The organism is Nocardioides sp. Soil_C_8 (genome assembly GCF_057656315.1).
This window is the reverse complement of the sequence record NZ_JBDGKQ010000001.1, coordinates 1,370,211-1,388,521: the sequence shown is the minus strand read 5'-3', so window position 1 is coordinate 1,388,521 and position 18,311 is coordinate 1,370,211. Positions and strand designations below refer to the sequence as shown.

12 protein-coding genes and 1 tRNA gene are annotated in these 18,311 nt (G+C 70.6%); 5 read left to right on the top strand and 8 right to left on the bottom strand.

The features are described 5' to 3' along the window. Positions 1-53 precede the first annotated feature (53 nt). Together AC3A3L_RS06780 and AC3A3L_RS06775 are read left to right on the top strand one after the other, a co-directional pair. Complete coding sequence (locus AC3A3L_RS06780; protein WP_487639241.1) at positions 54-1,337, top strand: aspartate kinase; 1,284 nt, start codon at positions 54-56, stop codon at positions 1,335-1,337. Continuing rightward, positions 1,334-2,383: an aspartate-semialdehyde dehydrogenase gene (locus tag AC3A3L_RS06775; protein ID WP_487639240.1), complete on the top strand. Its 1,050-nt coding sequence runs from the start codon at positions 1,334-1,336 to the stop codon at positions 2,381-2,383. The genes AC3A3L_RS06780 and AC3A3L_RS06775 overlap by 4 nt, the downstream gene beginning before the upstream one ends. Positions 2,384-2,438: 55 nt before the next feature. Here the strand turns inward: AC3A3L_RS06775 and AC3A3L_RS06770 are convergent, their stop codons facing one another. The 5 genes from AC3A3L_RS06770 to AC3A3L_RS06750 form a co-directional block, all read right to left on the bottom strand. After that, complete coding sequence (locus tag AC3A3L_RS06770; protein ID WP_487639239.1) at positions 2,439-2,960, bottom strand: hypothetical protein; 522 nt, start codon at positions 2,958-2,960, stop codon at positions 2,439-2,441. Between the two features lie 60 nt (positions 2,961-3,020). Next, positions 3,021-3,097: transfer RNA gene (locus AC3A3L_RS06765), tRNA-Pro, on the bottom strand. 95 nt (positions 3,098-3,192) lie between these two features. Next, a complete protein-coding gene (locus AC3A3L_RS06760; RefSeq protein WP_487639238.1) occupies positions 3,193-3,825 on the bottom strand; it encodes a dihydrofolate reductase family protein in 633 nt (210 codons plus the stop codon). 11 nt (positions 3,826-3,836) lie between these two features. Next, on the bottom strand, positions 3,837-4,397 hold the full coding sequence (locus tag AC3A3L_RS06755) for a dihydrofolate reductase family protein (protein ID WP_487639237.1): 561 nt from the start codon (positions 4,395-4,397) through the stop codon (positions 3,837-3,839). Between the two features lie 71 nt (positions 4,398-4,468). Next, positions 4,469-5,392, bottom strand: a complete 924-nt coding sequence (locus AC3A3L_RS06750; RefSeq protein ID WP_487639236.1) for a metallophosphoesterase — start codon at positions 5,390-5,392, stop codon at positions 4,469-4,471. A gap of 26 nt (positions 5,393-5,418) precedes the next feature. Between AC3A3L_RS06750 and AC3A3L_RS06745 the strand changes: the two genes are divergently transcribed. After that, complete coding sequence (locus tag AC3A3L_RS06745; RefSeq protein WP_487639235.1) at positions 5,419-5,877, top strand: GatB/YqeY domain-containing protein; 459 nt, start codon at positions 5,419-5,421, stop codon at positions 5,875-5,877. 23 nt (positions 5,878-5,900) lie between these two features. Here the strand turns inward: AC3A3L_RS06745 and AC3A3L_RS06740 are convergent, their stop codons facing one another. Next, positions 5,901-8,288, bottom strand: a complete 2,388-nt coding sequence (locus AC3A3L_RS06740; protein ID WP_487639234.1) for a transglycosylase domain-containing protein — start codon at positions 8,286-8,288, stop codon at positions 5,901-5,903. A gap of 195 nt (positions 8,289-8,483) precedes the next feature. Here AC3A3L_RS06740 and AC3A3L_RS06735 point away from each other — a divergent pair, with 195 nt between their 5' ends. Continuing rightward, complete coding sequence (locus AC3A3L_RS06735) at positions 8,484-8,771, top strand: WhiB family transcriptional regulator (protein ID WP_268113740.1); 288 nt, start codon at positions 8,484-8,486, stop codon at positions 8,769-8,771. A 12-nt stretch (positions 8,772-8,783) separates the two neighbouring features. Here AC3A3L_RS06735 and bagB read toward each other — a convergent pair whose 3' ends face one another. Both bagB and bagA read right to left on the bottom strand, forming a co-directional pair. Beyond that, entirely contained in the window at positions 8,784-9,929 is a 1,146-nt protein-coding gene (bagB, locus tag AC3A3L_RS06730; RefSeq protein ID WP_487639233.1) for an ATPase BagB, read from the bottom strand. Next, positions 9,926-10,951 carry an ATPase BagA gene (bagA, locus tag AC3A3L_RS06725; RefSeq protein WP_487639232.1) on the bottom strand — a complete coding sequence of 342 codons (1,026 nt, stop codon included), beginning with the start codon at positions 10,949-10,951 and terminating at the stop codon, positions 9,926-9,928. Before bagA ends, bagB begins: the two co-directional genes overlap by 4 nt. A gap of 298 nt (positions 10,952-11,249) precedes the next feature. Here bagA and AC3A3L_RS06720 point away from each other — a divergent pair, with 298 nt between their 5' ends. Further along, a complete protein-coding gene (locus AC3A3L_RS06720; protein ID WP_487639231.1) occupies positions 11,250-18,122 on the top strand; it encodes an OmpL47-type beta-barrel domain-containing protein in 6,873 nt (2,290 codons plus the stop codon). The last annotated feature ends 189 nt before the right edge of the window (positions 18,123-18,311 follow it).

Here is an 18,311-nt window from a genome sequence, read left to right as displayed (position 1 = left end):
ACGCCAGAGCACCGCGGCCGCTGAGGGCCGCACCCCGATCCCGAGGAACAACCGTGGGCATTGTCGTGCAGAAGTACGGCGGCTCCTCGCTCGCCGACGCCGACGCCATCAAGCGCGTCGCCCGGCGCATCGTGGACGTCAAGAAGTCCGGTCACGACGTGGTCGTCGCCGTGTCCGCCATGGGCGACACGACCGACGACCTGCTCGACCTCGCCAACGGGGTCTCGCCGCTGCCGCCGGCGCGTGAGATGGACATGTTGCTCACCGCCGGTGAGCGCATCTCGATGGCGCTGGTCGCCATGGCGATCAGCGACCTGGGCTACACGGCCCGCTCGTTCACCGGCTCCCAGGCCGGCGTGATCACCGACTCGGTCCACGGCAAGGCCAAGATCATCGACGTCACGCCGGGGCGCATCACCCAGGCGATCGGCGAGGGCCACATCGTCATCGTGGCGGGCTTCCAGGGAGTGTCGGCCGACACCAAGGAGATCACCACGCTCGGCCGCGGCGGCACCGACACCACCGCGGTGGCGCTGGCCGCAGCGCTCGAGGCCGACGTCTGCGAGATCTACACCGACGTCGACGGCGTCTTCACCGCCGACCCGCGCATCGTGCCCAGCGCCCGCAAGCTCGGCAAGGTCTCCTACGAGGAGATGCTCGAGCTCGCCGCGTGCGGCGCGAAGATCCTGCACCTGCGCTGTGTCGAGTACGGCCGCCGCTACGGCATCCCGATCCACGTCCGTTCGTCGTTCAGCCAGCTCGAGGGGACCTGGGTCGTCAGCGACCCCGCCCTCCAGGGACCCGAGGAAGACACCATGGAACAGCCCATCATCGCCGGAGTCGCCCACGACCGCAGCGAGGCCAAGATCACCGTCGTCGGCGTGCCCGACAAGGTGGGCGAGGCCGCCCGGATCTTCGAGGCCCTCGCCGACGCGCAGATCAACCTCGACATGATCGTGCAGAACGTCTCGGCCGCCGCGACGAGCCTGACCGACATCTCCTTCACGCTGCCGCGCACCGACGGCCAGACCGCGATGACCGCGCTGGCGCGGATCCAGGCCGAGGTCGGCTACGACAAGCTGCTCTACGACGACAAGATCGGCAAGGTGTCGCTCATCGGTGCGGGCATGCGCTCCCACCCCGGCATCACCTCGAAGTTCTTCGCCGCCCTCGCCTCGGCCGGGGTCAACATCGGGATGATCTCGACCTCCGAGATCCGGATCTCGGTCGTCGTGGACGAGAACGTCGTCGACGACGCCGTCCGCGCCACGCACACGGCGTTCGACCTCGACGCCGACGAGGTCGAGGCCGTGGTCTACGGAGGCACCGGACGATGACCAAGCGCGTGAACATCGGCATCGTCGGGGCGACGGGGCAGGTCGGCGTCGCCATGCGCCAGATCCTGCTCGAGCGTGACTTCCCCGCCGACCAGGTCCGCTTCTTCGCCTCCTCGCGCTCGGCCGGCACGGTGCTGCCGTTCGGCGACCGCGAGATCACGGTCGAGGACGCCGAGACCGCCGACCCGGCAGAGCTCGACATCGCCCTGTTCTCCGCCGGCGCCACGACCTCCCGCGCGCTCGTGCCGAGGTTCGTCGCGGCGGGCGTGATCGTCGTCGACAACTCCTCGGCCTTCCGCAAGGACCCCGACGTCCCGCTGGTGGTGTCCGAGGTGAACCCCGACGCGATGGCCGGCGTCATCGAGGCCGGGCGCGGCGTGATCGCCAACCCCAACTGCACCACGATGGCCGCGATGCCGGTCCTCAAGCCGCTGCACGACGAGGCCGGCCTGACCCGGTTGATCGTGTCGTCCTACCAAGCGGTCTCCGGCTCCGGCGTCGCCGGCGTCGACGAGCTCGCCAACGCGGTGGCAGCCGCGGGCGACAAGGCGCGCGAGCTGGCCTACGACGGCTCCGCCATCGCCTTCCCCGACCCGGTGAAGTACGTCGAGCCGATCGCCTACAACGTCCTGCCGATGGCGGGCTCCGTCGTCGACGACGGCCTCAACGAGACCGACGAGGAGCAGAAGCTCCGCAACGAGTCGCGCAAGATCCTCGGCCTCCCCGACCTCTTGGTCTCCGGCCTGTGTGTCCGCGTGCCGGTCTTCACGGGTCACTCGCTCGCGGTCAACGCCGAGTTCGAGCGGCCCATGACGCCCGCCCGCGCCCGCGAGATCCTCGGATCGGCGGCCGGCGTGGAGCTCGACGAGGTGCCGACCCCGCTCAAGGCGGCCGGCAAGGACCCGTCCTACGTCGGCCGGCTCCGCCAGGACCCCGGCGTCCCGGACGACCGCGGCCTCGCCCTCTTCATCAGCAACGACAACCTCCGCAAGGGCGCCGCCCTCAACACCGTGCAGATCGCGGAGCTGATCGCCGCCGCGCGCTGAGGTCGTCGGCCCGTGCACGGCCTGACAACCTCGAGGAGAGCCTGACAACCCTCCGTCAGCGGACGTCGTACGACGACGCGCGCGCGGGGGTATCGGCCGTGTCGTCACCGGCCGCGGTCGTGGTGACCCACCACGACGCGGCGTGGGCGAGCCCCGACACGGCCGGCACGGCGACGAGAGCCCAGACCTCGTCGAGCGAGCCGAGCAGGAAGACCAGCACCAGGACCGCCAAGATCCCCACGGCGAGGAGGGCGGTCGAGCCGGGGTGCGGCACGGCGAGCGCCCGCAGCAGGAGGCTGCCGGCCCACGCCAGCGCGGCGAGCACGACCAGCAGGATCAGCAGCCCGGGGCCGCCGCCGCACGCCGAGGTGCCGCGTACGGCCTCGCAGCCCATCCCGGCGAGCCATCCGAGCACAAGGGCGAGCGCGCCGACCACGACGCCGGTGAGGATCGCTGCGGGCAGCCCGCGCACCGCCACCGTCGGCACCCTGCGGGAGACGCGGACGGGCTCGGGAGCCTTCCTCCTGCGCCGCAGCGAGAAGGAGGGCATCTCGAGCGGGGGACGGTCGTCTGCCATGAGGGGCACAGTGCCACATGACAGGAGCTCCCGGACCCGCGATGGGTCCGGGAGCTCCGGTGGTCGGGCTGACAGGATTTGAACCTGCGGCCTCCTCGTCCCGAACGAGGCGCGCTACCAAGCTGCGCCACAGCCCGCCGCCCGGACCGATGATGCGGAGTCCGGGCAACGCGGGCGAGCATACCGGAGCGGCCGGGGGCTGCCGAAATCGCCCCGGCCCAGTGGGACGGGCTCAGCGCCGCTTGGTGAAGGTGAGGTGGGTGACCCCGCTGGGCGAGGACACCGACTCGATGTCGAAGGTGTCCTCGAGCGCCTCGAGGCCGTCCCACAGCCGGACCCCACGCCCGAGCACGATCGGCACCACGACGAGGTGGAGGTGGTCGACCAGACCCGCGGCGACGAAGTCACGCACCACTGTCGCGCCGCCACCGAGTCGCACGTCGAGGTCACCGGCGGCCTCGCGGGCGACGGCGAGCGCCTCGGCGGGGGAGGCGTCGAGGAAGTGGAAGGTCGTCCCGCCCGCCATCTCGAGCGGGGGCCGGGGACGGTGCGTCAGGACGTACGTCGGCGTGTGGAACGGCGGGTCCTCGCCCCACCAGCCCCGCCAGTCGGGGTCGTCCTGCCACCCGGGCGGGCCGAACTTGTTGGCGCCCATGATCTCGGCGCCGAAGCCCACCTCGTGGCGGGCCGCGAAGACGGCGTCGACCCCGTGCTGGCCGGTCTCGCGGTCCCAGAAGCTGGTGGCGAACATCCACTCGTGCAGCCGCTCGCCGGCATGGCCGAACGGTGACTCCAGGGACTGCGGCTCGCCGGAGCCGTAGCCGTCGAGCGAGATCGAGAAGTTGTGGACCCGGACGAGCGGCACGTGGGGCTCCTTCAGGAGAGGGGCGGGTGGTCGAGCACGGTGGGGACGTAGTCGAGGAGCTGGAGGCGGCCGTCGAAGGTCCTGCTCTCGACGAGCTCGAGGCGCACGTCGGGGTAGCCGTCGAAGACCCGGTCGCGTCCGGTGGCGCCGTTGACGACCGGGAAGACGACCAGCCGGAGCCGGTCGACGAGCCCGGCGACGACCAGCGAGCGGGCGAGCGTCAGGCTTCCGAGCGTGCGCAGTGGCAGCGGCCCGTCCTGCTTGAGGTCGCGGACGGCCGCGACGGGATCGGTGGCGACGAGGCGGGTGTTGGACCAGGCCAGCGGCTCGTCCAGGGTGGAGGAGAAGACCACCTTGTCCATGGCCTCCAGCTCGGCGAACGCCTCCGGCTCCTCGTCCGCCATCCCGGACATCAGCCGGTAGGTGGTCGCCCCCATGAGCGTGGTGTGCTCCTCCTGCTCGCCGAGGAAGGCGAAGTAGTCCGGCCCGCCCATGCCCCACAGGCCGGGCCAGCCGTCCGCGGCGGCCCAGCCGTCGAGGGACACGATGAGGTCGACCATCAGCTCGGGCACGTGGGACTCCCTTCTCCGTGGTCCCACACCACCACAGCGCGGCGCGGCTGGGAAGAGTCCCGGCGGAGAGGTCAGCCGGCGGGCACCAGGGTCAGCAGCGTCGCCTCGGGACGGCAGGCGACCCGGAAGCGGACGTAGGGGTTCGTGCCGAGCCCGGCCGACACGTGCAGCCAGGAGGATCCCTCGTCGCCGGGTGCAGAGTCGGCGGGGTGGCGGTGCAGGCCACGGGCTCGCTCGGGCTCGAGGTCGCAGTTCGTGGTCAGGGCGCGCCCTCCCGGGAGGCAGACCTGGCCGCCGTGGGTGTGGCCCGCGATGATCGCGTCGTAGCCGTCGGCGGCGAACCGGTCGAGCACGCGCAGGTACGGCGCGTGGGCGACCGCCAGGCGCACATCGGCCGTCGGGTCCGCCGGTCCGGCGACGCGGTCGAGGTCGTCGTACGCCAGGTGGGGGTCGTCGACGCCGACGAACGCGATCCTGGTGCCCCGCACGGTCAGCGACCCGAAGCCGTTGGTGAGGTCGAGCCAGCCGGCCTCGCCGAAGCGCTCCTTGAGCTGGGGCCACGGCAGCTGCGGCGTCGAGGTGTTGCGCTTGCCGTCGTCGGGCAGCAGGTAGCGCAGCGGGTTGCGCATGCCCGGGGCGTAGTAGTCGTTGGAGCCGAGCACGTAGACGCCCGGCACGTCGAGCAGCCCGCCGAGCGCGTCGGCGACCACCGGCACGGCGCGCATGTGGGCGAGGTTGTCGCCCGTGTCGACGACCAGGTCGGGCTCGAGGTCGCCCAGCTCGCGCAACCACTCCTGCTTGGCCCGCTGGTCGGGTGCCATGTGGATGTCACTGAGATGGAGCACCTTCAGCGGGGCGTGGCCAGCTGGCAGCAGCGGCACGGTGACGCGGCGGAGGGTGTACTGCCGGGCCTCCCACGCGGCGTACGTCGCCAGTCCCACGCCGGCGAGGGTCCCGAGCCCGAGCGTGCGGCGTACGACGGGGAGGAAAGGCATTCGCCAAGGCTGCCACAATGGTCCACATGAGCACCCTGAAGGACCGTCTCCGCGCCGACCTGACCACCGCCATGAAGGCGCGTGACGAGCTGCGCTCCTCGACCATCCGGATGGTGCTCACCGCGATCACCAACGCCGAGGTCGCCGGCAAGGAGGCCCGTGAGCTCTCCGACGACGACATCATCGGCGTGCTGTCCACCGAGGCCAAGCGCCGTCGCGAGGCGGCCGTCGCGTTCGAGGAGGGCGGCCGCACGGAGATGGCCGCCAAGGAGGCCGCCGAGGGCGAGGTCATCGCCGAGTACCTCCCCGCCCAGCTCAGCGAGGCGGAGATCGCCGGGCTCGTCACGGCCGCGATCGAGCAGACCGGCGCGTCCGGCGAGGGCATGCGCGCGATGGGCAAGGTGATGGGCGTCGTCACGCCCCAGGTCAAGGGCCGCGCCGACGGCGGCGCCGTGGCGGCCGAGGTGCGCAAGCAGCTCGCCTGATCCGCCGAGCGGGAGGCGCTCGGTCAGCGGCGCCCGCCGCCGTTGCCGCGACCCCGGCCGCCGTTGCCGTTGCCGTTGTTGCCGTCGCCACCGCCGTTGCCCGCGGACGGCGGCGGGGGCACGTAGCCGGTCGAGGTGTAGAGCGTCACGGTGTCGCCGCTGCTCAGCTGGGTGCCGCCCCCGGGTGAGGAGTAGGCGACCAGCCCGGCGCCGGTCTCGGAGTTGACCTGGCCGCCGTCGGCGACGGTGAACCCGGCGGCTTGCAGGGCCGCGGTCGCCGCCTCGACGCTCTGGCCCGACACGTCGGGCACCGTGCTGAGCACGCCGGCGATCTCGTCGCCGGGCGGCGCCTGGAAGTCCTCGTAGGGCAGCTTGGCCGACGCCGCTGACATCGCGTCGCCCCAGATCGGGCCGGCGACGGTGGAGCCGAAGGCGCTGCTGATGTAGCTGCCGCCGACGGTCTGCCCGTTGAGGGTCATCCACTCGCCGAACTCGTTCGCACCGGCGACCATCGCCGCCGTGGCGAGCGTCGGGGTGTAACCGACGAACCACACGGCCATGTTGCTGTTGTTGGTGCCGGTCTTGCCTGCCGAGGGCTTGTCGATGGCGATGTTCTGCCCGAACCCACCGGGCTCCATCACGCCGCGCAGGATGTCGTTCACGGCGTCGGCGGTCGCGCCGGGCATGACCTGCTCGCACTGGCTGGAGAAGTCCTTGAGCGACGCGCCGGACGAGTCGAGCACCTGGGTGACGGGGCGCGGGTCGCAGTGCAGGCCGCGGGCGGCGAAGGTGGCGTAGGCCTGCGCCATGGTCAGCGGGTCGGCGTCGGAGACGCCGAGGATCCACGACGGGACCTGCTGGGCCTGGGGCACCTTGACGCCCATCTTCTTGGCGAGCTCGAGCGGCTCGCACATGCCGGTGCGGGTCTCGAGCTGGGCGAAGAAGGTGTTCACCGAGTGCTGGGTGCCGGAGTAGAGGTCGAACGTGCCGGCGCCGGTGGAGTTCTCCGGGTCCCAGCCCTTCTGGTCGCCGGCGTACGGGCCGTCGCAGGTCTCGAAGTCCCAGTCGTCGAAGTGCATCGTCTGCGGCGAGTTGATGCTGGTGCTCAGCGGGATGCCCTGGTTGATGGCGGCCGCGAGCACGAAGAGCTTGAACGTCGAGCCGGCCTGGAAGCCGTTGGCGTCGCCGTACTTCTTGGGGACGGTGTAGTTGAGGTAGGTCTCGCCGCCCTTCTTGTCCTTGCCCATCGGGCGGGACTGGGCGAGCGCCCGGACGTCGCCGGTGCCGGGCTCCATCATCGCCAGGCCGCCGATGGCCTGGTCGGTCTGGTAGACGTGGGACGAGACGGACTCGTCGGCGGCCTTCTGCATGTCGAGGTCGATCGTGGTGTTGATCGTCAGGCCGCCGTTGTTGAGGGTGCGGCGACGCTCCTTGGGCGTGTCGCCGAGCACGGGGTCCTTGAGCAGCCAGTTGACGACGTAGTCGCAGAAGAACGGCGCCCGCGACTGCTGGCAGCCGTTGGGCGAGGTCTCGATCTTGAGCGTCTTCTCCAGGGGCTTGCCCTTGAGGCGCTCGGCCTTCTTCTCGGTCAGGATGCCGAGCTGGGCCATCCGGTCGAGCACGACGTTGCGTCGGCCCTCGGCGCGCTCCGGGTTGTCCACCGGGTCGTAGCCCACGGGGTTCTTCACCAGGCCGGCCAGCGTCGCCGACTCCAGCAGGTTGAGGTCCTTGGCGTTCTTGGAGAAGAAGTGACGCGCTGCGGACTGGACGCCGAAGGCGCCGTCGCCGAAGTAGGCGATGTTGAGGTAGCGCTCGAGGATCCAGTCCTTGGTGTGGTTCTTCTCGAACGCGATCGCGTAGCGGAGCTCGCGGATCTTGCGCGCGTAGGTCTCCTCGGTCGCGGCCTTGCGCTCCTCGTCGGTCTCCGCCTGGTAGAGGAGCGTCTGCTTGACCATCTGCTGGGTGATCGACGAGCCACCCTGGACCGAGCCGCCGTTGGCCTGGTTGGTGACGAAGGCGCGGAGCGTGCCCTTGAGGTCGAGCGCGCCGTGGTCGTAGAAGCGGTAGTCCTCGATCGCGACGATCGCCTTGACCATGGGGCGCGAGATCGAGCCCAGCGGCACGTTGATCCGGTTCTGGTCGTAGAGCGAGGCGATCAGGTTGCCGTTGACGTCGTAGATGCGCGTCTTCTGCGACAGGTCCTTCGCCTCGAGCGACTCGGGGAGGTTGACCATGCCCTTGCTGACGTCCTTGGCCGCCACGCCGACCAGGCCCGCGAACGGGATGGCGAGGCAGGCGACGAGGACTCCCATGACGACCGCGACGGCAGCCATGACCGCGAGGTGGGACGCCACGCGACCGGCGGGACGGCCCGGCGGGCGTCCGGAGGGCGAGGACGAGCGTGAGGACATGCGCACCAGAGTACGGGCTGGACGCATAGCACCCGGAATTCCAGGCGCGCAGCCGGATAGTCACATCGGACTATACGAATTGAGCCACACGGCCCCTGTCTGGACCGAGGGTGATTCGTTTACTTTTCATTCGGAGTCAGGGATGGCCGCTATGGGGGCGGCTGACCGGCTCGAAAATACCGTGGGGATTGACTTATGTGGGTCGAGGACTGGGCAGCACGCGCCGCATGCAAGGGCGACACGCCGGACGCACTGTTCGTGCGTGGCGCGGAGCAGAACAAGGCCAAGCAGGTCTGCGCGGGGTGCCCCGTGCGGACCGAGTGCCTCGCCGAGGCGCTGGACAACCAGATCGAGTGGGGTGTCTGGGGCGGCATGACCGAGCGTGAGCGCCGGGCGCTGCTGCGCCGTCGTCCCGGCTCGTCGTGGCGCACCATCCTCGAGACCGCCCGCACCAAGGTCGAGTCGCCCTCCGTCTCCGTCTGAGACGCGTCGACATCAGTCCTGCTTCGCCAGGCTCTCGCCGATCACGCGGAGGCCGTCGAGGTCGTGGACGTCGCTCGCCATCGCGGGCACGACCGCCGTCGCCACCTGCGGGTGGGACGCGGCGAAGCGCTCGCGCAGGTGCTGCTCGCGCTCGATGATGCGGACGCGGTCGGCGTGCAGTCGCAGCAGGCCGGCGGTGAGCGACGATGAGTCGCCCGACTGCAGCCGGTCGGCGGCCGTGATCGCCGCCTCGGCCGACAGCTCGGTGCGGGCAGACGGGCTGACCCGGTTGACGACCAGGCCGGCCAGCGGCATGTCGTCGTCGGTGAGCCGGTCGACGAAGTACGCCGCCTCGCGCAGCGCGTCGGGCTCTGGTGACGCGACCACGACGAAGGCCGTGCCGTCGGCCTGGAGCAACGCGAAGGTCTGCTCCGCTCGCTGCCGGAAGCCGCCGAAGAGGGTGTCGAAGGCGGCGACGAAGGTCTGCATGTCACGCAGCACCTGGGCGCCGAGCACCTTGGTCAGCGCGTTGGTCACGACCGAGAAGCCGGCCGTCATCAGCCTGGCCGGCCCGCGGGCCGGGGCGAGCAGCAGTCGGATGAAGCGGCCGTCGAGGAAGCTCGAGAGCCGTTCGGGTGCGTCGAGGAAGTCGAGCGCAGAGCGCGAGGGCGGGGTGTCGACCACGATCAGGTCGTGGCTGCCGTCGGCCAGCGCCTGCCGGTGCAGCTGGCCGAGCTTCTCCATCGCCATGTACTCCTGCGTGCCCGCGAACGAGCTCGACAGGGCGACGTAGAACGGGTTCTCCAGGATCTGCCTGGCCTTCTCCGCGCTGGCCTGCGACTCAACCACCTCGTCGAAGGTGCGCTTCATGTCGAGCATCATCGCGTCGAGCGAGCCACCCTCCCCGGCCAACGGACGCACGCCCGCGACCGGCCGCGGCGTGTTGTCGAGCTGCTCGATGCCCATCGACTGCGCGAGCCGGCGGGCCGGGTCGATGGTCAGCACCACGACCTTGCGCCCCCGCTCGGCGGCGCGGAGCGCGAGGGCGGCGGACGTCGTGGTCTTGCCGACGCCGCCGGCGCCGCAGCACACGATGATCTCGGTGGTCTGGTCGTCGAGCATCGCGTCGACGTCCAGCACGGGCGGGGTGGTTGTCATGCCATCCCCTGGTGGCGGAGCAGCTGCGCGAGCTCGACGAGCGCACCCTGGTCGATCCCGCTCGCGAGGCGGGGCAGCTCGTAGGTGGGCACGTCCTCGGCCGCGACGAGCTCGCGCTGCTCGTCCTCGAGGTGACGGCGTACGGCGTGGTCGCGGGCCTCGGCGATCAGCGACGCCACCAGCTCGGCGTCGACGTCGACGCGGGCCCGGGCGAGCTCGGAGGTGACCGCGGTGGGGTCGACCGCGTCGTCGCGCACCTGGGCCAGTGCGCTCGGGCTGAGGGCCTGGGGGCGGACGAGGTTGACCACGACGCCACCGACGGGCAGGCCCGCCGCGCGGAGCTCGCGGATGCCGTCCGAGGTCTCCTGCACCGGCATCTCCTCGAGGATCGTGACGAGGTGGACCGCCGTGCGCGGCGAGCGGAGCAGGTCCATCACCTTGTCGGCCTGTGTCTTGATCGGGCCCACCTTGGCGAGGCCGGCCAGCTCGGAGTTGACCCCGAGGAACTGGCAGATGCGGCCGGTGGGCGGCGCGTCGAGCACCACGGCGTCGTAGGTGATCTGGGCCTTGTGGCGGCCGCCGCGGGGCCGCTGGACGGCCTCGTAGACCTTGCCGGTGAGGAGGACGTCGCGCACCCCGGGCGCGATGGTCGTGGCGAAGTCGATGACGCCGAAGCGGTCGAGGGCCTTACCGGCCCGTCCGAGCTTGTAGTACATCGCGAGGTACTCGAGCAGCGCCGACTCGGGATCGATGTGGAGCGCGTGGACCTGGCCCGCGCGCCCGTCCGCGTCGGGCGCGCCCTTGGCGAGGCGGCGCTCCTCGTAGGGGAGCGGGTCGACGTCGAACATGCGGGCGATGCCCTGGCGGCCCTCGACCTCGCAGAGCAGCACGTTGCGACCGGACGTGGCCAGGGCCAGGGCGAGCGCTGCTGCGACGGTCGACTTGCCGGTGCCGCCCTTGCCGGTGACCACGTGCAGGCGCACCTCCGCCCAGTCGTGGGGACGATCGGCGCCGGCGGTCACCAGCCGAGGATAGCCAGCCGCAGAGCGCGTCGGGATGGCCTGATCCGGCCGCTTCTACGCGTGGACGAGCGTCTTTGTGTCCATGGCGTCCGTCTTTTGCTTGACCAACAAACAAAAGTCTGTGATGGTCCGCACAGGGACCTCGGTGACTCACGTCACAAGCGCGTCCCTCCTGCTTCAGCTCGTGTCCGTCCGCATCGCCGTACTCACACCCGCCTCTGGAGGCCCTGGGATGTCACCCACCACCCCTCGACGACGGATCGCTCGACGATCCACTGTCGGCACCGCGCTGACTGCCGTGTTCGCGCTCGTCGGCAGCGTCCTGCTCGGCGTCATCGCCGCCGTGCCCGCACAAGCCCACGACGGGCACGGGCACGTGCTCATCTTCACCGAGGACGCCGCGGGCGACTGGCACGACGCCGCCATCGCCCAGGCGACGCCGAAGGTGAAGGCGGCGCTCGAGGCGGAGGGCATGGCCGTCACGGTCGTGCACAAGGAGACGCCGGGCGGCTCGGAGGCCGTGTTCACCGACGAGGGCCTCGCTCCGTTCGACGCGATCCTGGTCTTCCAGGCCAACGGTGACCCATGGAACGCCTCGGAGAAGGCGGCCATGGAGCGCTGGCAGGCGGCAGGCAACGGCATCGCGGCGGTGCACAACGCGCTCGACATGCGCGGCAACTACCCCTGGTGGGACAACATGGTCGGCTCGCTGATGCCCGGCCACGCGCCCACCGGCACGGACCCCGGCCCGTCCGGCGTCGTGCGCAACGAGGACACCACCCACCCGTCCACCAAGCACTTCCACGGCACCGAGGACGTGACCCGCTGGACGCGCAACGACGAGTGGTACAACTTCAGCAACAACGTCCGTGGCACCGCCCACGTCCTCCAGACGATGGACGAGTCGACCTACTCGGGCGGCAACATGGGCTACGACCACCCCATCACCTGGTGCAAGCCCTACGAGGGCGGTCGCTTCTGGGGCACGGCCCTGGGTCACTTCCCCTCCCACTACGACGAGCCCGACTTCATGGCCCAGCTGGTCGGTGGCGTGAAGTACGTCGCCGGCCTCGAGGAGGGCGACTGCGGCGGCACCGTGTGGAGCAACTACGAGCGCGTGCCGCTCGACCAGAACACCTCCGCACCGTTCGCGATCGACGTCTCCGACGACGGCAAGGTCTTCTACACCGAGCTCGTCCGCGGCCAGCTGCGCATGTACGACCCGAAGACGCAGGACGTGACCACCGTGCTGACCCTGCCGGTGTACTCCAACGGTGAGGACGGCCTCCTCGGCGTCGCGCTCGACCCCGACTTCACGACCAACGGCCACCTGTACCTCTACCGCTCGCCGCAGTCGTCCAACAACTCCGACCCGGCGAACTTCTGGTCCACCGTCTCCCGGTTCACGTTCGATAACGGATCGGTCGACCCCGCCACGGAGAAGGTGATCATCCGGATCCCCGCGCGCCGTGAGCCCGACGAGCCCGGCCACACCGGCGGCGGCCTCGAGATGGACGCCCAGGGCAACCTGTTCATCGGCGTGGGTGACGACGTCAACCCGCACTCCGAGCCGTCGGGCGGCTACGCCCCGCTCTCCGAGCGCGACGGCACCTTCCACGACGCCCGCGAGACGTCGGCCAACACCAACGACCTGCGCGGCAAGATCCTGCGCATCACCCCGACCGACGACCCGGGTGCCCCCGGTGTGGACTCCAGCTACACCATCCCCGAGGGCAACCTGTTCCCCGAGGCCGAGGACGCCGGGCGGGACAAGACCCTGCCCGAGATCTACGCCATGGGCTTCCGCAACCCGTTCCGGTTCTCCTACGACGACGAGACCGGCTGGCTGAGCATGGCCGACTACTCGCCCGACAACGGCACGGACGCACCCGCCACCCGCGGCCCCGCCGGCATCGCCGAGTGGAACCTCATCAAGAGCCCCGGCAACTACGGCTGGCCGATGTGCATGGGCGGCAACCACCAGGGCAACAACCCCAACGGTGAGCCGTTCCGCGACGTCGACTACCGCACCAACCCGGTCACCGTCGGCCCGTTCTTCGACTGCGCGAACCCGGTCAACGACTCGATCCGCAACACCGGCCTGACGAACCTGCCGCCGGCCCGCGCCGCCGACATGTACTACGGCTACCAGCGCTCGTCGGTCGGCGCGATCCCGCAGGGTGGCGGCCTGGCCCCGATGGGCGGCCCGATCTACCGCTACGACGAGGAGCTCGAGTCCGACACCAAGTTCCCCGCGTCGCTCGACGGCAAGCCCTTCTTCTACGAGTGGGCGCGCAACAAGATGTACACGATCCAGCTCAAGGACCCGGCCGCCGGCCAGGCCGGTGCCGAGGTGGAGAAGGTCAACCCGTTCCTGCCCAACGTGCCGTTCCTCGCGCCGATCGACTCCAAGTTCGGTCCCGACGGCTCGATGTACGTCCTGGACTGGGGCGGCGGCTTCGGTCGTGACAACCCGAGCTCGGGTCTCTACCGCATCGACTACATCAGCGGCTCGCGCTCGCCGATCGCCCGCATCTCGGCCACGCCCGACTCCGGTCCGGCTCCGCTCGAGGTGTCGTTCGACGGCAGCGACTCCAGCGACCCCGAGGGCGAGGACATCACCTACGCATGGGACTTCGATGCCGACGGTGAGCCCGACGCCACCGGCGTCACCGCCGAGCACACCTTCACCGAGGCGGGGGCCTACAACGTCCGCCTGACGGTCACCGACCCGGCCGGCAAGACCGGCACGACCACCGTCCCGATCACCGTCGGCAACACCCGCCCGACCGTGGAGTTCGAGACCCCGCCCAACGGCGCGTTCTTCGACTTCGGTGACGAGATCAGCTGGAACGTCGAGGTCACCGACCCCGAGGACGAGACCATCGACCCGCAGAAGGTCGAGGTGCAGCCCGCGCTGGGTCACGACGACCACGCCCACCCGCTGAACATCTCCAACGGGTTCACGGGCAGCACGGTCACGAGCATCGGCGGCCACGCGGCCGACGAGAACATCTTCTACGCCATCGACGCCCGCTACACCGACACCGGCGGCGCCGACGGCGAGAACCCGCTGGGCGGCTCCGACACCGCCGTGATCTTCCCGAAGCTGCGCCAGGCCGAGTGGTTCGACTCCAAGTCGTCCACGGCCACCGTGGCGCCGGGTCGTGACGCGGCAGGCGGAGGCCAGGTCGTCGTCGGCAAGGACGGCGCGTGGGTCCACTTCGAGCCGGTGAGCTTCCACCAGATCGAGACCTACAACCTGCGCGTCCAGGCCTCGACGGCCGGCGGCACCATCGAGCTGCGCAACGGCAGCCCGACCGGTGACGTCGTCGGCACGGCCGAGGTCCCGGCGACCGGCCAGCAGTTCCGCGACGTCGCGGTCGACGTCAGCGAGGTCGGCAGCGAGACGATGGACCTCTACCTGGTCTTCACCGGGTCGAACGACATCAAGCTCAACTTCATGGAGGCCATGGGCCAGGGCATCTCGCCCCAGGCGTCCCCGCTGGTCGCGATCACCGACCCGACCGACGGCGACAAGGTCGACCCGGGTGCCGAGGTCGAGATCGAGGCCGCGGCCACCGACGCCGACGGCTCCATCGCCAAGGTCGAGTTCTTCGCCGGTGACACCAAGATCGGCGAGGCCACCACCTCGCCGTACACGGTGACCTGGACGGCTCCGGCCGAGGAGGGTCTCTACGAGATCACCGCCAGGGCGACGGACGACGACGGCAACGAGACGACCTCGCGACTCGTGCAGGTGCAGGTCGGCGAGCTCTTCGGCGACCTGGTGCCCTTCACCAACGTCAACGGCGAGTTCGAGCGGCTCGGTGCCGGGAAGTTCCGCATCTCCGGTGCGGGCGCCAACGCCTGGCAGGGCACCGACGAGTACACGACGCTCTACCAGCCCGGCGCCGGCGACGACTCGTACGACGCCGTCGTGAAGGTCGACGCGAGCACGCTGAACAACAACTCCGGCAAGGCGGGCCTCATCATTCGCAACGACATGACGCAGCCCGGCACCTCGCCCGGCTACGCCATGCTCGCCTGGCGGCGCGCCTCCGGGATGGAGTTCCTGACCGACCCCGACGGCAACGGACAGCTCAACGCCTCGACCGCCGGTGGCACCAGCACCGTGCCGAAGTGGCTCAAGCTGAGCCGCCGCGGCAACCAGGTGTCGGCCTACTGGTCGAACAACGGCACCGACTGGACCCAGGTCGGCACCGCCGCGACCCTGGCGGGCATCGCGCCCACACAGGACGTGGGCTTCTTCATCATGGCCCACGAGTCCGCGGTGCGGACGGCCGACTTCTCGGAGTTCTCGGTCGACACCGACCCGCAGGCCCCGCAGCCGGTCCTCCCGAGCGAGCCGCTGAGCTGCGTGGGTGGCCCGCTGAGCGACGACTTCACCTCGCCGTCGCTGCTGCCCAAGTGGTTCGTGCGCAACGACCCGGCCAAGCCGATCACCCAGTCGGGTGGCGCGGTCAACCTGCCCGTCACGAACGGTGACATCAACGAGGCCTCCACCGGTCCGGTGAGCTTCATCGGGCAGGACCTGCCCACGGGCAACTGGGTCGCGACCACGAAGATCGAGCTGGCGCACACCTCGCACTGGCAGTGGGCGGGTCTGGTCGTGCACAAGTCCGACGACGAGTACAACAAGGTCGGGTTCGTGCGCGGGCAGAACGGCGCGGCCAACCGGTTCGTGGAGTTCCAGTCCGAGACCAACGGGACGCGCAACACCCCGGGTGCCCCGGCCCTGCCGGCCGACTTCGGCACCACGATCCACCTGCGCCTGACCAACACCAACGGGACGCTCACCGCGGCGTACTCGGCGGACGGGACGGCCTGGACCAACGTCAACGGATCGACGGCGCTCAAGACCGGCGCCGGCACCCGCATCGGCGTGATGGCGGCAGGCGACCTGGGCACCACCCCGGTGTCGGCCAAGGTCGACTCGTTCACCATCACCCCGGACGGCTCCGCGCAGGCCTTCGAGCCCAACGACGAGTTCGACGGCACCGCCCTCAACGGGTGCCGCTGGGCGGAGTCGGTGCGCTACAACTCCCACACGGAGTCGGTGGCCGACGGGCACCTCAAGATCGCGACGCAGCCGGGCGACATCAACGGCAGCAACCCGATCAAGCCGCGCAACTTCATCCTGCAGGACGCGCCCGAGGGTGACTGGGTGGCCGAGACCAAGCTCAAGGCCCCGCTCAAGCACCGCTACCAGCTGGCCGGCCTGCTGATGTACGGCGACGACGACAACTACGCCAAGGCCGACGTCGTGGCCTACAACGCTCCCGGCAGCGCGCTCGACCTCCGGGCCGAGCTCGCCGCCGAGAAGGGTGGCAACGGAGTCGCCGGCGGGGACGCGATCAACATCCCCGACACGACCGAGAGTGGCTACTGGTGGGTGCAGGTGAAGAAGGAGGGCACGAAGTACACCGCGTCGGTCAAGGCCACCGCGGGTGCCAGCTGGACGCCCATCGGTGACGGCATCACCTACGACGGCCCGCTCAACTCCATCGGCCTGATGGCGATCGGTCCCGAGCAGGAGGAGCCGGTCACGGTCGAGTTCGACTACTTCCACCTCGACACCGAGGAGGAGCCGCCGGCCGACACGACCGCTCCGGTCACCACCGCCAGCCAGGCCGTGGTCGAGGACGGCGTGCAGGTCACCCTGGTGGCCACCGACGAGACCGGTGGTTCGGGCGTCGCGTCGACCGAGTACCGGATCGACGAGGGCGAGTGGACCGACTACACGGCGCCGTTCGTGATCAGCGAGCCCGGCACCCACACGGTGGAGTACCGCTCCACCGACAAGGCCGGCAACGAGGAGGCCGTCAAGAGCGTCGAGGTGGTCGTCGAGGCCGCCGACGAGGACGCGCCGACCACCACCATCACCTGGACGCCCGCCACGGCCGACGGTGAGCAGGGCTGGTACGTCACCGCGCCGAGCTTCACGCTCGACGCGGAGGACGACGGCTCGGTGGCGTCGACCAGCTACCGCATCGACGGCGGCGCCTGGACGACGTACGCCGGTGAGGTCGAGCTCGGCGACGGCGAGCACACGGTCGAGTACCGCTCGACCGACGAGGCCGGCAACGTCGAGGACGTCCAGTCCTCGCAGGTGAAGGTCGACACGGTGACCCCGGCGACGGGCGCGACCCAGGAGCGGGCCGGGAACGGCGTGCGCGTGGCCCTCGAGGCCACCGACGCCACCTCCGGCGTCGCCCTCACCGAGGTCAAGGTCGACCAGGGTGCCTGGAAGACCTACACCGACCCGGTGATGGTCGACGGTGCCGGTGAGCACACGGTCCGCTTCCGCTCGACCGACAAGGCCGGCAACGTGGAGGAGGAGCAGTCCCTGACGGTCACCGTCGACGGTCCGCCCGCCGACACGACCGCCCCGGTGACCACCGTGCGGACCGACCCGGCCTCGCCCGACGGCAGCGCCGGCTGGTTCACCACGGCCCCGAAGGTGACGCTCTCCGCGACCGACGCAGGCTCCGGCGTGGCGCGCACCGAGTACCGCATCGGCAACGGCGCGTGGACGGCGTACACCGCTCCGTTCGCCATCACCGCGCAGGGCCGCCAGGTCCTCGAGGTGCGGTCGGTCGACAAGGCCGGCAACGTCGAGACGGCGCAGTCGAAGGACGTCGCGGTCGACTCCGGCGAGCCGGAGGTCGCGATCTCCGGGGTCCGGGCACGCACCTACCCGAGCCACAAGGCGACGGACGTGTCGTGGACGGCGACGGACGCGACGTCCGGTGTCCGCAACGTGCGGGCGGTGCTCGACGGCGAGACCGTCGAGGTCGGCACCTGGCAGATGTGGACGCTGTCCGCGGGCCGCCACGTGCTCACCGTCACGGCCACGGACGTGGCCGGCAACACCAGCTCGCGCTCGGTGGTCTTCACCGTCCAGCCCACCGGCAAGTCGCTGAAGAAGGTCGTCAAGACCGTGGCGTCCGACGGCGAGATCGGTCCCAAGCTCGCCAACAAGCTGCTGCAGGCCGACAAGGACGCCCGCAAGGCCGAGCGGTCGGGCAACCGGAAGGCGGCGAAGAAGGAGCTGAAGCAGCTGCGCAAGCTGGTCCGCACCAAGGTCGAGGGGGAGCTCCGCGCCGCCCTGCTCGCCCAGGTGAGGGAGCGCCTGGCCAAGCGATGAGCGAGCGATGAGCTCGCAGGTCCGGCACTGAGACTGGCCGGGCCCGGGGAGGGTGCCTCTTCCCCGGGCCCGGCTGTTCCATGCTCGTCGGGCGCCTCGTCCGTCCGCGTCCGTCCTCGCCTGTCCTCCCTTTGGCACACACCTCGAGCGCCGGACTGTGGTGCCCGCCCACACGGTGGCGGCGGTCAC

Excerpts from the sequence above, each read along its gene's own strand:
- AC3A3L_RS06775 (WP_487639240.1), top strand. The coding sequence starts at position 1,334 with ATGACCAAGCGCGTGAACATCGGCATCGTCGGGGCGACGGGGCAGGTC.
- AC3A3L_RS06770 (WP_487639239.1), bottom strand. The coding sequence starts at position 2,960 with ATGGCAGACGACCGTCCCCCGCTCGAGATGCCCTCCTTCTCGCTGCGG.
- AC3A3L_RS06750 (WP_487639236.1), bottom strand. The coding sequence starts at position 5,392 with ATGCCTTTCCTCCCCGTCGTACGCCGCACGCTCGGGCTCGGGACCCTC.
- AC3A3L_RS06745 (WP_487639235.1), top strand. The coding sequence starts at position 5,419 with ATGAGCACCCTGAAGGACCGTCTCCGCGCCGACCTGACCACCGCCATG.
- AC3A3L_RS06740 (WP_487639234.1), bottom strand. The coding sequence starts at position 8,288 with ATGTCCTCACGCTCGTCCTCGCCCTCCGGACGCCCGCCGGGCCGTCCC.
- AC3A3L_RS06735 (WP_268113740.1), top strand. The coding sequence starts at position 8,484 with ATGTGGGTCGAGGACTGGGCAGCACGCGCCGCATGCAAGGGCGACACG.
- bagB (WP_487639233.1), bottom strand. The coding sequence starts at position 9,929 with ATGACAACCACCCCGCCCGTGCTGGACGTCGACGCGATGCTCGACGAC.